This window comes from Sporosarcina sp. BP05 (assembly GCF_014282005.1).
Taxonomy (GTDB): domain Bacteria; phylum Bacillota; class Bacilli; order Bacillales_A; family Planococcaceae; genus Sporosarcina.
In genome coordinates this window covers 26,803-41,356 of the sequence record NZ_JACFTD010000016.1, presented here as the reverse complement: position 1 = coordinate 41,356, position 14,554 = coordinate 26,803, and the positions used below count along the sequence as shown (strand labels likewise).

The following is a 14,554-nucleotide window of genomic DNA, read 5'->3' as shown; positions in this document are numbered from 1 at the left end:
TCCTGTCTATACTTTCCATTATACCAAATGACAGATTTAAAAAAACAGCCATCCTCTGAAGAGATGACTGTTTTCAGTATTATTTCGAGTCAAAAGTGGTGCGTTTTGGTTTCAGGTCGATTGAAGGACGTGCGCCTTTCAGCATGTGCTTCACGTCTTTAAATGCAATAAACCGCATTTTCTCTGGATCATACAAACGGTAACGGATTGACGACAAACTTTCTTTAATCGTAATCGTTGTTGCTTGATGAAGAGGTGGTGTCGATTCGTGTGCTAGTTCCAAGTTATAATTCGGAACACGTGGTGACAAGTGGTGGACATGATGGAAACCGATGTTTCCTGTCGCCCACTGCAACACACGCGGTAACTTGTAGTATGAACTGCCATCGATAGCAGCTTTCACATAATCCCACTCAGATTCCTCTTCGAAATACGAATCTTCAAATGTATGTTGAATGTAGAATAACCAAATACCTAGTGATCCGGCAACAAACATAATTGTTCCTTGTATAAGAACAAATGCCTGCCAGCCGATAAGTAAAATCATACCTGTGTAAAGGGCAACAAGTATTGCATTCGTCAAATACGTGTTGTTACGTTCTTTATTACGTGCGTCTTTACGGTTGAAACGGCTTGAGATTAGGACAAGAAACAGGGGTCCGAAACCGAACATAACGATTGGGTTACGGTATAAGCGGTAACCAAAACGTTGCCATTTCGATGCTTCCACGTACTCTTCAATCGTCATGATCCAAATATCACCCGTACCGCGCTTGTCGAGATTCGAGCTTGTCGCATGGTGAATCGAGTGTTCACGTTTCCATTTTTCATATGCAAAAAGTGTAAGAACGCCAGTAATGGTACCGACAATATCATTTGTTTTCTTGTTTTTAAAGAATGAACCATGCGTACAATCATGGAAGATGATGAATGTCCGAATGACAAATCCTGCTGCAATAACACAAATTCCAAGTGTTAGCCAAATCGACACCGACAAACTTTGGTACGCTAAGAACCATAGGATTAGAAATGGTGGGACTGTATTGATAAGCTGCATAATACTTTTCTTTTTATCTGACTTAGCAAAAGGGGCAACGTCTTTGTGTAGCTGCTTTGTTTTTTCTTTAGACATGTTGTGTAATCCTCCTTCAATCTGATGTTCTATTTCTGATTCGCTATCTTGAATCTAATGATAAAGAACTTTCGGACTTCACAGAAGACATAACTGTCATAATTTTTGATATGACAAGTGTCACTTATTGTGAATTATTTCACAAGGATTTCTCTTTAACTTCATTGGAACAACCTCTATTTCCAATTCTCCCCTATCTATACTCTTGCGCAAGCCTTGAATTCTATCCCCACTGTAATTTCATTACCAAGTAATGAGATTTTTCTATATAGTCTGTACAATAATTCGCGAATAATTGAAAATAGTTCTTTCATTCGAAAATTGTTTATGTTATATTCAGAATAATTATAGTCAGACCATAATTATTTAAAAGAAATTACGACGTATACAGAATCTTTATTTCCCACACTATCAATTATCAAGGAGTTTGAAGTCATGGAAGATATTCATACAAAAATTAAAGCTTTGCGATTACAAAAAGAGCTCACATTGAAAGAGCTCAGTGAAGTGACTGGATTATCACTCAGTTTCCTTTCACAAATTGAAAGGGGTGCCTCTTCTTTATCAATTACGTCTCTAAAAAAGTTAGCTGATGCATTAGACGTATCAATGATTCATTTTTTTGAAGAGGAAAAGATAGAGCAGAACTTTTTATTAAGAGCTAACGAGCAAAAAGACTTTAAAATGAATGGTGCAGAACAAACTTACAGGCGATTGGCGGGCACGTTTCACGATCGAAAACTTGAGCCTTTAAAGGTCACACTTCCACCTAGACTCAAGGAAGAGCACAGTTACAGCCATGCTGGTGAAGAGTTTTACTATGTCTTACAAGGTGAGATTATCTTTCATCTCAACGGAGTAGTGCACCACCTACTAGAAGGAGATACCATTCATTTCCCATCAGAACTATTGCACACATGGGAAAACCCTACAAATGCAGAAACAATTATTCTAACCGTCACAACGCCTTTAATCTTTTAACTACAAACAAGGAGAGTGGACTAAATGAGAGTTGCTACAGATATCGGCGGAACGTTTACAGATCTTGTCTACGTAGATGAAAATGGTCACATCGGCATTGAGAAAACGAATACGACACCACCCAACTTCGAAAAAGGTGTATTGGATGTTATTAAGAAAGCACAAGTAGATACTAAAAAACTTTCTATGTTCATCCACGGTACGACAGTAATCATCAATGCTTTAACAGAGCGTAAAGGTGCAAAAACGGGTCTTATTACAACAAAAGGATTCCGGGATATTTTAGAAATTGCTAGGGGTAACCGACCAGACCTGTTCAATATCCGCTACAAAAAGCCAACGCCTTTCGTTGAAAGGTATTTACGCATTGAAGTGGACGAGCGCTTGAACTATAAAGGTGAAGTTCTCTCTCCACTAGAACGTAGGGACGTTGAAGCCTGTGTTGAACACTTCAAAAAAGAAGGCGTCGAAGCCATTGCTGTCTCGTACTTACATTCCTATGTAAATCCGTCGCACGAACAGAAAACAGTTGAAATCATTAAAGAGCTTTGGCCAGAAGTGCATGTAACTGCGTCGAGTGATATCACAAAAGAATGGCGCGAGTATGAAAGAACAAATACAGCTGTTTTAAACGCATATGTTCAACCAATCGCAACAAAATATATCGACAAATTAGACAACCAGCTGCGTGAGTCAATCGAAATCGACCAAAGCTACATCATGCAATCAAATGGCGGTACAACGAAATTTGAAAACGCAAAGGCTGCTCCTATCAATATGGTCGAATCTGGGCCTGTTGCAGGTATCTTCGGTGCAGCTGTTCTAGGCGAACTAATCGGCGAAAAGAATATCATTGCATTTGATATCGGCGGAACGACTGCGAAATGTTCACTTATCGAAAACGGTGAAGTCAAAGTATCCACAGATTATTACATTGAAAAAGATAATCGCAATGCCGGTTATCCGATTAAAGCACCCGTTGTCGATATCGTGGAAATTGGAAATGGTGGAGGTTCTATTGCGTGGATTGATAACGCAGGTTCATTGAAAGTAGGCCCTCATTCTGCCGGAGCTCGCCCTGGTCCTGTTGCTTACGGATTAGGTGGAACAGAACCTACGACAACAGATGCAAACTTACTGACTGGCCGTCTGTCTCCAAAAAATTTCGATTATGACGTCAATATGAACAACATTAAAGAAGCGATTCAAAATAAAATCGGCAATCCTTTTGGAATATCTGCCGAAGAAGCGGCTCTGGGAATAATCCGCATTGCCAACTCAAACATGCTTAATGCACTGAAACTGATTTCGATTCGTAAAGGACATAATCCACAAGACTTCACGTTGCTCGCTTTTGGTGGCGGCGGTTCCATGCACGCTCCAGCACTCGCACTTGAACTTGGCGTAAGGAAAGTTGTTGTTCCAATTGCTTCACCTGTATTCTCAGCTTGGGGAATGCTAATGACAGACTTGAGACATGATTATATTCAAACATATATCAAACGCTTGAACGACCTCTCTCTTATAGAAATGGACGCGAAATGGGAAGTAATCGAAAATAGCGCACTAAATCATTATAAAGATGAAGGAATGGCAGCAGAAAATGTTGAGTTCCACCGTTTTGCAGATATGCGCTACCTAGGCCAAGAGCATACTGTAAAAGTTCCTGTTCCAAACGGCAAATGGTCTGAAACAGACAAACATACGATCATCCAGAACTTCCATACGCTGCACGAGAAGAATTACACATTTAAGCTCGAAGATTCACCTACTGAAATCGTCAATGTTCACGTAACAGCTTACGGTAAGGTGCCTAAGCCAACGATTGGTAAAATCACACGGACTGGAACTGTTGCAGATTCAAAAAAAGAAAACCGCGACATTTACTATGAACAAAAAGGCTGGGTAAACACGCCTGTTTACGACCGCGAAAAACTTCCTTCAAATGAAGTAATTCATGGACCTGCAGTTGTAGAAGAAAAAGCTGCAGTCACTGTCATCTATGAAAACCAGCAGTTGTATCTAGACGAATACGGAAATATCATTATTGAAATGGAGGGGAAATAGTATGACAACTCCTGTGAAAGTGGATCCGTTTACACTTGAAATTGTTAAAGACTCATTGTTGGCGGTTGGCGACGAAATGTTCATCGCACTTGCCCGCACTTCAATGAGCCCAATCATTTATGAAGTACTCGATTATGCCAGCGGACTAACTGATGCAAAGGGAAATCTTTTAACACAAGGGAACGGCGTTACCGGATTTATCGGAATGCTGAGCTTTATGGTAAAAGAAACCCTTCGTAAATACCCTGGAAACAAGATTAAACAGGGTGATGTCTTCATTATTAACGATCCGTATAACGGCGGAGGTTCTCACCTTTCCGATGTTGGACTTGTTATGCCTATCTTCCACGGAGGAGAACTTGTTGCATTTTCTGCGAACAAAGCTCACTGGACGGAAGTCGGCGGTAAAGATCCGGGTTCATTCACAAATGACGCAGTTGACATTTTCCAAGAAGGACTTCAATTCCCATGTATCAAACTCTACGATGAAGGCCGTGTAAACGACGGTATCGTTGAAATTATACGTTCTAACGTTCGCTTCCCAGACCTTTCATTGGGAGATATGTGGGCACAAGTTGCCGCATTACGCACTGGTGATCGCCGTTTGAATGAGCTTTGTGATAAACACAGTAGACAAACAATCTTAGCGGCAATTAGCTACTTATTGGATCACGGTGAAATTATTTCGCGCCAAGAAATCAAAAAACTGCCGAAAGGCATATTCGAAGCTGAAGACTACATCGATACAGATGGTTTAGGTAATGGACCATTCAAGATAAAAGTAAAAGTAACGATTACAGATGACGATTTCATTTGTGATTTCCGTGGAAGTCATCCACAAGTTCCAGGACCTATGAATTGTTCTTATACAGGTCTTGTATCAGCGGTACGGGTCATTTTCCTCGCTATGACAAACCCTGATCAAGACGTAAATGACGGCGTATTCCGACCTCTTCAAGTCATCGTTGATAGGAAATCAATTATGTCTGCAGAACGTCCGGTTCCTGTTTCTAATTACTTTGAAACACTTTTAGGTAGTTTGGACATAGTATGGCAAGCGCTTGCGCCCCACTTGCCAAATCGCCTTGCCGCAGGACAACATTTATCTGTTTGCGCGGTGACATTGTCCGGTAATCACCAAGATACGGACGAACCTTTCCTTATCGTAGAGCCTTCAGTTGGGGGCTGGGGTGGAGCAGATGGCCAAGATGGAGCTTCCGGTCAATTCTGTATCGCCGATGGTGAAACCTACAACGTTCCAGTAGAAGTAGCCGAAACCCGTTATGGCGTTTTGCTTGATGAATACAGTTTACGTCAAGACGGAAATGGTGCGGGTGCCGGTCAATATATCGGTGGAAAAGGGGTTGTCCGCTCGTACCGGGCATTGTCAGATAACCAAGCCGTAACGGTGACTTTCGGTAGAAATAAGTATTACCCATGGGGCATGAAAAAGGGTCACCTAGGATCTCCAAATGAATTTTATATCCATAAGGCAAACGGTGAAGTGGATGGACCGTACGGAGTTTATCCACGATACAAGTTGCAAACAAACGACGTTGTACGCTTAATGACCGGCACAGGTGGCGGATACGGCGACCCACTAAGCAGACCAGCAGAACAAGTTGCCAAAGATGTCAAGAATGGCTACTTTACTATTGAAGAAGCGAAAGAATATTTCAATGTAGAAGTTGATTCGCAAACATTCGACTATACAGAGCTACCTAGAAGAACATCATAACTAAGGAGGTATATTTATGAAAATTGAACAACCAAAAGTTACAGATGAAATTGTGCAATCACTTTTTAAAGATAAATTCGAAGGTGCTGAAGTGGATTTTGGTTTCGTTTCCATTCCAGCAGGTGAACGTCTTCCGTTGGAAGGAACGACTTTCCATGAGGAGCAAGAGTATTCTTTCATCATCAAGGGAGCCTTATCCGGAGTAAGTGGTGGGAAACCATATACAATCAAGGCCGGAGAAGCTTCCTACATTCCGGCAGGTGAACCGCATTGGTGTGTCAATGAAGGCGACGAAGCTTGTGAATTAGTATTTGCTTTGGTAAAAGTTTAATTTTGTAATAGCACTGTAGAATAGGAAGATTATATAATCTTCCTATTCTATTTTTTATAACTAAAAATGAGGATGTGAATAGGATGGATCAAAAGAAAGTGCATGGAAATACAGGTAAAGAAAGCACGGGAGGATTTATGGATCAGGATCAGGCACTGTTACCAATTCCTGAATCCGAGCGTCAACACTGGATTACACCAGCGATGATTTTCGGTGGACTTGAATTTACAATTCCAGTCTTAATGGTTGGCGCGGCATTGACCGCGAGTTTCGGATTATCAAAGATTTTTTGGTTACTAATCATTGCACTATTTGGTTTCCAATGGATTGGGAATACGCTTTCAGGATATATTGGCGCTAAAACTGGCCGATCATCTTCCGTTATCGCCCGTTCTAGTTTCGGCGCAATACAAGCAAAACTGATTGTAGGTTTAACAATCTTCATTGTTTCACTTGGATGGTGGGCTCTGCAGACAGCAGTGGCCGGTAACGCCATTTCTGCAATGTTCGGTATTGATTACAAAAACGATTGGATGGGCTGGGCAATCGTAACCGTTATATGCGGTCTACTCTTCGCATTGCCATCCATTATTGGTTACAACTCTATGAAATGGACGGACTATATCGCCGTCCCTGCTGGTTTAATCTTAATTGTTGGCGGTCTCTATTTGGCCTTTAAAAACATAGGTTGGGATATCATTACGTCCTGGCAGCCTGAACCTACTATGACTGTATTTGCCGCTATCAGTTTAATTATCGGTGTTAACGTGTCACAATGGCTTATCGCGTCAGACTACACCCGTTATGCCAAACCTACGTTAAAAGACAATCTTATTATCCCTAGTGGAATCGTACTAGTCGGTCTCCCCCTCTTCATGGTTGGTGCAATTATGGCTGTCGGAGTTGGAGATGCTGACATCGTTAACGTTATGATGGGGCTTGGTTTCCCAATTTGGGGCTTCCTGATTCTCTGGTTTGCAACTTGGACTTCTCAACTCGTCAATAACTATAGTATGGGGCTTGCGCTGGCGAATATCTTCAATGTCAACTCAGGTAAAGGCCGTGCTTTCCTAACATTCCTTGGCACAGTTTTGGCAATTATTGTCGCACTAATGGGGATTCTGGAGCATTTTATGGACTTCCTTTACTTTACTGCTTTACTTTACCCTGCAATCGCGGGTGTCATAATGGGGGACTTCTTCTTCATCCGGAAACATCAGTGGAAGGATAATACTGGATGGAACTGGATGGCTACAATTGCTATGGCTGCAGGGATCTTGGTGGGCTATATTACACAATACTTGTATCCGTTCGGACTGCCTGCAGTTCAATCCATTGTTGTATCCATCATCGTCTATGTGATTGCTATGAGAATGAAAAAGAAAGTAGCTCCCGATCAGTTTACAGTTTAAAAGAGTATCATAATGAAGCAACTACAGGCTAATCATTGTTTTATGAGACAGTGTCGAAATCTCAATCTCATTTTCTTTTACCAAGATGTCATCTTCGATTCGAACACCGCCTAGTTCAGGAATATAGATACCCGGTTCAATTGTGATAATCATGCCCGGAAGTAGTTCTTCAGTTGAATTCTTTAAGAAGAAAGGATCCCCATGAATATTATTGCGAATTCAATAGTATATAATTCTGCGTGTGTTCATTTTTTTACAGCTAGTACCCTTTTAGTGAAAAACCGTCTAAACATTTTGAATTAGAAGCCAAAACCACCAAAAATACAAACTTTTATTTACACTTTTTATCCCAAAATACGCCTACCGAATAATAATTACTCGGTTATTCCATCTATTAAACGCAGTATAGTACGCTTATAACATAGATGCGATTATACAATTAAGACGAAACGGCTAACTCTTCTCCTTTCCTTGTCTTATAGTAATTATTAACGCAATTCCCGTGCCAACATTTTCGAAATTGTCATTAATCTATTCATTGACATAAAAAAAATCCCTTTACTTTTATTTGCTAATACGGCATCATACTTGCATGATTATTAGATAACACAAACTAAGGAGGATTCCATTTTGACTACTGTATATGAAGCACGACGTTCACTTTTGAAATCGTATCTCACCGAGAACAATATCGCCGCAGTTATGATTACCGCACCGGCAAATGTTTTTTATTTTACAGGCTTCAACTCAAATCCCCATGAAAGATTCATGTCTTTGTTTATTGATACACATGCTGATAAGAACTATTTGTTTGTACCCTCATTAGACAAAGATGCTGCCATGCAAGTTTCTGATATTACAACAATCATTCCTATTTCAGACGAGCAAATACCTTTTGAGGTTGTTCGTGAATCGATTGGTGAACTTTCGAAAACAGTTGGTATCGAGGCCAAGGCGCTGAGTTACCATCTTTACAATAGCTTGGTGGAATTTTTCCCAGGCGTAGAAGTCGTCGATGTGCAGCCATTCATCAACAAACAAAGAATGAAGAAGTCTAAAGATGAAATCGCAAAATTACGGACGGCTATCGAAATTATTGAAAAGGTTTTGGAGGAAGGCATTAAGAAAGTGAAAATCGGGATGTCTGAGTCCGATTTGACGGCTGAATTGGAATTTCTGATGAGGAAGTTCGGAGCGGATGGTGCTTCCTTTTCAACAATTGTGTTATCCGGAGAAAAAGCGGCATTACCACATGGTTCTCCTGGAGAACGGTCAATCCAAAAAGGAGATTATTTGCTGATTGATTTTGGGGTCATCAAAGACGGATACTGTTCCGATATTACAAGGACCTTCATTATCGGTGAAGCTTCAAAACAACAAAAAGAAATTTACGACATCGTCCTCAAGTCTAACGAAGCTGGCATCAATGCTGTACAAGCGGGGGTACCCTTGAAAACTTTTGATATTGAAGCAAGAAATGTCATCGTTAACAGCGGCTACGGGGACTATTTCAATAACCGTGTCGGTCATGGTTTAGGTATCGAAGTGCATGAGGAGCCTTCTATTCATGAAAAAAATGAACAGATTGCAGAGGTGGGACTTGTCTTCACAATCGAGCCCGGTATTTATATTCCCGATGTCGGCGGTGTTCGGATTGAAGACACTGTCTATATCAATGAAGACGGGAAAGTGGAAGTATTGTCCACATTCCCGAAACAAATCCAAATTCTATAAATAACTCATTTCGGACACGCCCTTGTATATGTCGTAGGTAACTTTCATGTATAGTTGCTACTCACGCGTACGAGGGTTTTTTTATCCACTTTCATGCCATGCCCGCTGCACATCCACCGTCACTTCAACATGCCACCATCCACTTCTAAAACAGTCCCGTTAATGAAATCAGATTCGTCGGAAGCCAAAAATAGATAGGCATTTGCTACATCTTCCGGCGTGCCTAGTCGTGTATAAGGTGTCATCAATTTAATCTGGTCCAGGACTTTCTTTGGAATCGTACCAATCATATCTGTTTCGATGAAGCCAGGTGCGACAGCATTTACATTGATACCTTTGCGACCAAATTCCTTCGCCCACGTCCTCGTCATGCCTATGATGCCCGCTTTTGCCGCGGCATAATTTGTTTGACCGACATTGCCGCCCGTTCCTGCGATTGAAGACGTATTAATGATTTTCCCTTTCCCTAGAGCAAGCATCGTCGGAAGGAACGCTTGCGTACAATTGAAAACACCCGTCAAATTTACGTCGATTACTCGCTTAAAATCATCCACTTCGAGCTTCAGCATCATCGCATCTTTCGTAATGCCAGCGTTGTTAATAAGGATATCTACCTTGCCGAACTGTTCAAGAACTTTTATGGCCATCTCTTTAACAGCTTCACTGTCAGAGACATCCGCCTGGAAGAAAGCGGCCTCAATTCCCAATTCATGCAGTTGTTGTGCTTTTGCCTCTCCAGCCTTTTTATCAAAATCAACAATAGCAATTTGTGCTCCATGTTTGCCAAAAAGTGCAGCAGCAACTGCACCAATTCCATTTGCCCCACCTGTTATGACAACAGTTTTATCTTGTAAACGCATGTAAAGAACCTACTTTCGCTTGTTATTTGACGGACTATTTGAATAACTATTATTTTACCATATTTTATACCACGCCATAGGGTAATCTCCAACAAAAAAACAGAAACCCCTGGAATGGAGTTCCTGTTTCACCTTATTTACTTCCGAATTCCTCTACAGCTTTACCAATTTTCGATCCGCTAATTGAGTAATGAGTTGCCTGCCAGACTGCTTGTCCATCTTTCAATAGAAACAGTTGGGGTGATTGATGTTCAACACGCAGATTACTTTCGATTTCATTGGAAACAGGCCTTCTTTCCTGCACTTTAAGAAAGTATTTTGGTATTCCCACTGCGGATGACTCAAAAGCATTATAGGCCGCTGCACTAATTGGACATGTCGTACTATGTTTTAAAACGAACAAAGGATTCTCTTTCGATTGCTCCAATACGTCGTACCACTCATTAACTGTTCGTAATTCCTTCATTACCTTCAATCCCTTCTATATTAACGTGTTTTCCCATTTGTGTTATTCGTAAACACTTGCTCATGCGCTAAAGTTAACAAAGGGAGCAGTTCAAGCATTCTCATTAACTCTTTTTCCACCACATCGTTCATACAAGAGATTTGAAGCCAATTCCTTTCGCGTAAATAAGCACTCTCGTAATGAACATTAAAACCGTTCAAAAATAAATTATTCCCGAGCTGAATTGCGCTTAACCCTGTAGGTAAAGCAATCGTAACAATGGCATCTGCAGCACTTTCCCCTGACGCCAAAATTGGCAATCCCGCTTGTTCAACAGCCTTCCTCACTTTACTCGCCCTGTTTGAAATTGCTGCGTAGACTTCTTCCGGGTGCTCAAATGCCAGTAATGCTACGTCGAGCGCTGCTATCAAATTAGACGATTGGGTATACGGAATCCCTTTTGCCTCCGAATAAGTACCTAAGTCAAGATAGCGCGGCAAGCTATTAGTTGCGGCGATTTCTTCATTATGAAATACGAAAGATAGGCCTGTATAACTTAACAGTCCCTTGCCACTGACACCTGTCGCATAGTCAACACCAGTGAGATTAACTGCTGTAGTCCCAATCGCACTTACACAATCCACAGCGAGTGTAATACCATATTGTGAACAAAGCTTTTTGAATGAACATAGATCATTCAACACACCCGTTGATGTTTCACAATGAACAACCCATAACCAACTGTAGCGACCCGAGCATAATGCGTCTCGAATTTCATCAGCATCAAAAGGGGTCCCCCACTCGATTTCCATTGTGTCAAATTCCATACTGAAACGCTGTGCATGATCAGTGAGTCTAAAGCCAAATTCCCCGTTCACCAGTATAAGTCCTTTACCACTGTGCATACTTAACTGTGCCCCAACAACGTCGTTCGCAAGCGTACCTGTCCCTTGAAGGAGTTGAACGTACTTGGCACCAGTCAATGCGGTCAGTTTTTCTTTCACACCTTGCAAAACACTTTCGAACTCAGACGACCGATGTGAGAATGGTTCTGCCATCATGGCCTTTCTTACGTCTACAGAAATTGTCGCAGGACCTGGTAGGAAATTGACCAGTGGTTTTGATATTCTTCCTGCAACGCCCGCTTCAAACGTTTCTATAGTCAAATACATCGGCTGGAAGGCGGCTTCTGCCGTCCCCGTCAATTGTGCAAACGGTAAAAATCCAAGTTGTCCGTATAATTTCTGTTCTCGAACCGTCCCTGAGATGAGGGCAGCGTCATACCCTCCCTTTAGGCAATACTGTACTAACGCCTGGGCAAGTCCGAGAAATGCCCTGCCATTTCGAAAGTTCTTTTCTATCGCTAGAAGCCTGATTTCTACAGGGTTTTTGGCTTGAAACGGTAATTGATGTTCAACTGCACCAATTTTTCCATCTAGCGAAAATGGACGTTTACTTCGTAGCGCAATCATTCCGACGACCCGATAGTCTTTCTTGCAAATAATATATATATTTTCATCATGAAATTTGTCTACAAGTTTCCTTGATTCGTTCCGGTCGTGCTGCGGAATCTCCTCGGCAAACGTCCGGTAATTCAACTCATGAATCTGTTCGAATTCCAAAGCCGTTTCTGCAATTTTATACATAAAACTCATTCTCTCAACTCTTTTCCGGCATGAGTTTCTCTTTCAAATCAACTCGATGCGTAAATAAAAGAAGTGCCGATAACAAACACGCCACGATGAATACAGGAACTCCGTATGAAAAAACTAGCACTAAAACCGGCATCAATAGAACTGCACTTAACCCGGCTAACGTGAAGCTTTTTAGGAATGGATAGAACATGATGAATAAGCCCACAAAAACAGCAAATAATAGTGGATTGAACGCAAGCATGCCACCTATGAAAGTGGATACGCCCATCCCGCCGCGGAACTTCAAAAATAGTGGATACACATGCCCCAACGTCACAGCGAATAACGCACAAAGTTCTACAGTCGCTCCGAATCCAAACCACTTGGCAACGAAAATGGCCGTTGCCCCTTTCAATGCGTCTCCTATGAATGTCGCAATGAAGGCTTTTTTCCCAAACACCCGCCCAGCATTACGCGCACCAGGATTGCCGCTTCCTTCTATTCGTATATCTTTCTTAAAAAAGAAGTTACTAATCATCGAGCCTGTCAGCACATTGCCCAGTATGTACGAGCCAACTACTAAAAATATAAGTGTCATAATCGATCCTTTATGGTAAATGATAGGTTCTTTCTAGTGTAGCATCTTTCTAACGTTTCTATTAATACTTTCCAACTTGTCCATTAGGATTATTCTTCGTCGTTTTCACTTAGAAGTAGTATACAATTAATTGAAAGGGGTGCATTCAATGCGCGAATTGTCATTTCGTCTTCTTTTAGCATTTGTTCTCTGCATCTTCTTTGGTATCGCTTTTGGATATATCGCTACCGCTGTTGGTAACGAATCAATTGCACACTTCGATACTGCCGTTATTGGATTTGTCCAAGGACTGGAAGCACCGTGGTTGACATCTATTATGAGAGTATTTACGTGGATTGGTTCAGGTTATGTCGTTGCGACAATTGCCTTGATAGGATTTATCGTCTTATTCTTTGTGCTACACTACCGTCATCAAGCATTTCTATTAATTGCAGTGATTGCAGGTTCCGTTTTATTAAACAGCGCGCTCAAAAGTTATTTCAAACGAGAGCGACCGAGTATCCACCGGATCCTGGATGCAAACGGCTTTAGCTTCCCCAGTGGTCATTCGATGATGGCCTTCGCTCTTTACGCAATCATTGCGTATATCGCCTGGCGTAATGTAAAAACCACTATGAACCGTGTTGTTCTTGTTCTGTTCACTGCTTTCATGATCATTATGATTGGCACAAGTCGCATTTACCTTGGCGTCCATTATCCGAGTGATATTGTTGGAGGATTCGCAGCAAGTGCGATTTGGGTGACGATTGCTATTTCAGTTTACGGGTATTTCCTAAACAAATGTGAGAAATAAGAAAGGCCGTTTCGCGTAAATAGATAACGTGAAGCGGCCCCTTTAACATCCACGGCCAATTAGTTGAAAAAAGGGCCTAATTCAATTCATTTCCTGGCAAATCCCGCGAAATAACTCCCATTCCAATCTATTTTGAGATGTCATTTCCTATTGATTTAACTGCTTGAAAACCTAATACAAAACTCGCTATCCAAGTAACAATCCCTTTTATAAAGTAGGTTTCTACCCCCATTTACCAAGTCTATTCAAAGTACTTGGTTGCTTCTTCCTCCGTAAGGGTTTTTGGCGTAAGCCCTCCAAGTTCAATGTAGTCAGTGCGCCCATTTACTTTTACAATGAAAATAGTCCGGTTTTTCGAAGGTAGTATCGAGTCGGCCCAGATGTTTTGATTTGCATAAAATTCTTTTATCTCCTGCTCGGCAGCTAATGGAATCGGCGTGTTAGCAACAGTGTGCGAATTGGCTTCCATTACCTGTAACGCTTGTACTTTTGGGTCATTTTGGTCATGAATATTTTGCAATAAATCAACGACTTCCCCGAAACCGATAATTAAGATTCCGCAAATTGAATAGGTGAAAATGGTATTCAGAAAACCAGCAATCCCCATTCCATTCGAAAATGAATCACCGAACGAAATAATAACTATAGATCCTTGCATAATGCCCCACGTAATAACAACCAGCCCGGCAGCTTTTAACACAAACCCAATGCCTGTGCGCTTTGCGAATAATTCACTCATACAACTCAATCCCTTCCATTTTCGAACTCTTCTATTATAACTATACGTACTTGAATGGAATTAGTTTCATTCGGATTTGGTACAATGAAA

At 41.3% G+C, this 14,554-nt stretch carries 14 protein-coding genes; 7 read left to right on the top strand and 7 right to left on the bottom strand.

What is annotated here, in order from left to right; genetic code table 11:
• Positions 1–79: 79 nt before the first annotated feature.
• Positions 80–1,132, bottom strand: coding sequence for a Delta(5) desaturase DesA (gene desA / locus H2672_RS15205; RefSeq protein WP_186672771.1), 1,053 nt, complete (start codon positions 1,130–1,132; stop codon positions 80–82).
• A gap of 435 nt (positions 1,133–1,567) precedes the next feature.
• Between desA and H2672_RS15200 the strand changes: the two genes are divergently transcribed.
• The 5 genes from H2672_RS15200 (at position 1,568) to H2672_RS15180 (ending at position 7,661) form a co-directional block, all read left to right on the top strand.
• Complete coding sequence (locus tag H2672_RS15200) at positions 1,568–2,113, top strand: helix-turn-helix domain-containing protein (protein WP_186672769.1); 546 nt, start codon at positions 1,568–1,570, stop codon at positions 2,111–2,113.
• 24 nt (positions 2,114–2,137) lie between these two features.
• Positions 2,138–4,180, top strand: a complete 2,043-nt coding sequence (locus tag H2672_RS15195) for a hydantoinase/oxoprolinase family protein (RefSeq protein WP_186672767.1) — start codon at positions 2,138–2,140, stop codon at positions 4,178–4,180.
• 1 nt (position 4,181) lies between these two features.
• Entirely contained in the window at positions 4,182–5,918 is a 1,737-nt protein-coding gene (locus H2672_RS15190; RefSeq protein WP_186672765.1) for a hydantoinase B/oxoprolinase family protein, read from the top strand.
• Between the two features lie 16 nt (positions 5,919–5,934).
• Positions 5,935–6,249, top strand: a complete 315-nt coding sequence (locus tag H2672_RS15185; RefSeq protein WP_186672764.1) for a cupin domain-containing protein — start codon at positions 5,935–5,937, stop codon at positions 6,247–6,249.
• A 137-nt stretch (positions 6,250–6,386) separates the two neighbouring features.
• Positions 6,387–7,661 carry a purine-cytosine permease family protein gene (locus H2672_RS15180; RefSeq protein ID WP_186672817.1) on the top strand — a complete coding sequence of 425 codons (1,275 nt, stop codon included), beginning with the start codon at positions 6,387–6,389 and terminating at the stop codon, positions 7,659–7,661.
• A 21-nt stretch (positions 7,662–7,682) separates the two neighbouring features.
• On the opposite strand, the gene H2672_RS15175 is transcribed toward H2672_RS15180, so the two are convergent.
• Positions 7,683–7,868 carry a M24 family metallopeptidase gene (locus tag H2672_RS15175; RefSeq protein WP_370569672.1) on the bottom strand — a complete coding sequence of 62 codons (186 nt, stop codon included), beginning with the start codon at positions 7,866–7,868 and terminating at the stop codon, positions 7,683–7,685.
• 423 nt (positions 7,869–8,291) lie between these two features.
• Between H2672_RS15175 and H2672_RS15170 the strand changes: the two genes are divergently transcribed.
• Positions 8,292–9,395, top strand: a complete 1,104-nt coding sequence (locus tag H2672_RS15170; RefSeq protein WP_186672763.1) for a M24 family metallopeptidase — start codon at positions 8,292–8,294, stop codon at positions 9,393–9,395.
• 119 nt (positions 9,396–9,514) lie between these two features.
• On the opposite strand, the gene fabG is transcribed toward H2672_RS15170, so the two are convergent.
• The 4 genes from fabG to H2672_RS15150 all read right to left on the bottom strand — a co-directional run bounded on the left by fabG (position 9,515) and on the right by H2672_RS15150 (position 12,932).
• Positions 9,515–10,255 (bottom strand): 3-oxoacyl-ACP reductase FabG, encoded by a 741-nt coding sequence (fabG, locus tag H2672_RS15165; RefSeq protein WP_186672762.1) that lies wholly within the window; start codon positions 10,253–10,255, stop codon positions 9,515–9,517.
• Between the two features lie 133 nt (positions 10,256–10,388).
• Positions 10,389–10,721 carry a bacillithiol system redox-active protein YtxJ gene (ytxJ, locus tag H2672_RS15160; RefSeq protein WP_186672761.1) on the bottom strand — a complete coding sequence of 111 codons (333 nt, stop codon included), beginning with the start codon at positions 10,719–10,721 and terminating at the stop codon, positions 10,389–10,391.
• A 20-nt stretch (positions 10,722–10,741) separates the two neighbouring features.
• Positions 10,742–12,355 (bottom strand): aminotransferase class V-fold PLP-dependent enzyme, encoded by a 1,614-nt coding sequence (locus tag H2672_RS15155; protein WP_186672760.1) that lies wholly within the window; start codon positions 12,353–12,355, stop codon positions 10,742–10,744.
• Positions 12,356–12,359: 4 nt separating this feature from the next.
• On the bottom strand, positions 12,360–12,932 hold the full coding sequence (locus H2672_RS15150; protein ID WP_186672759.1) for a glycerol-3-phosphate acyltransferase: 573 nt from the start codon (positions 12,930–12,932) through the stop codon (positions 12,360–12,362).
• A gap of 148 nt (positions 12,933–13,080) precedes the next feature.
• Here H2672_RS15150 and H2672_RS15145 point away from each other — a divergent pair, with 148 nt between their 5' ends.
• Positions 13,081–13,725, top strand: a complete 645-nt coding sequence (locus H2672_RS15145) for a phosphatase PAP2 family protein (protein WP_186672757.1) — start codon at positions 13,081–13,083, stop codon at positions 13,723–13,725.
• 241 nt (positions 13,726–13,966) lie between these two features.
• Here the strand turns inward: H2672_RS15145 and H2672_RS15140 are convergent, their stop codons facing one another.
• Positions 13,967–14,464, bottom strand: coding sequence for a hypothetical protein (locus tag H2672_RS15140; protein WP_186672755.1), 498 nt, complete (start codon positions 14,462–14,464; stop codon positions 13,967–13,969).
• Positions 14,465–14,554: the final 90 nt, after the last annotated feature.

Bases quoted from the DNA above. Each gene is read 5' to 3' on its own strand.
- desA (WP_186672771.1), bottom strand. From the start codon at position 1,132: ATGTCTAAAGAAAAAACAAAGCAGCTACACAAAGACGTTGCCCCTTTT.
- H2672_RS15200 (WP_186672769.1), top strand. From the start codon at position 1,568: ATGGAAGATATTCATACAAAAATTAAAGCTTTGCGATTACAAAAAGAG.
- H2672_RS15195 (WP_186672767.1), top strand. From the start codon at position 2,138: ATGAGAGTTGCTACAGATATCGGCGGAACGTTTACAGATCTTGTCTAC.
- H2672_RS15190 (WP_186672765.1), top strand. From the start codon at position 4,182: ATGACAACTCCTGTGAAAGTGGATCCGTTTACACTTGAAATTGTTAAA.
- H2672_RS15185 (WP_186672764.1), top strand. From the start codon at position 5,935: ATGAAAATTGAACAACCAAAAGTTACAGATGAAATTGTGCAATCACTT.
- H2672_RS15180 (WP_186672817.1), top strand. From the start codon at position 6,387: ATGGATCAGGATCAGGCACTGTTACCAATTCCTGAATCCGAGCGTCAA.
- fabG (WP_186672762.1), bottom strand. From the start codon at position 10,255: ATGCGTTTACAAGATAAAACTGTTGTCATAACAGGTGGGGCAAATGGA.
- ytxJ (WP_186672761.1), bottom strand. From the start codon at position 10,721: ATGAAGGAATTACGAACAGTTAATGAGTGGTACGACGTATTGGAGCAA.
- H2672_RS15155 (WP_186672760.1), bottom strand. From the start codon at position 12,355: ATGAGTTTTATGTATAAAATTGCAGAAACGGCTTTGGAATTCGAACAG.
- H2672_RS15150 (WP_186672759.1), bottom strand. From the start codon at position 12,932: ATGACACTTATATTTTTAGTAGTTGGCTCGTACATACTGGGCAATGTG.
- H2672_RS15145 (WP_186672757.1), top strand. From the start codon at position 13,081: ATGCGCGAATTGTCATTTCGTCTTCTTTTAGCATTTGTTCTCTGCATC.
- H2672_RS15140 (WP_186672755.1), bottom strand. From the start codon at position 14,464: ATGAGTGAATTATTCGCAAAGCGCACAGGCATTGGGTTTGTGTTAAAA.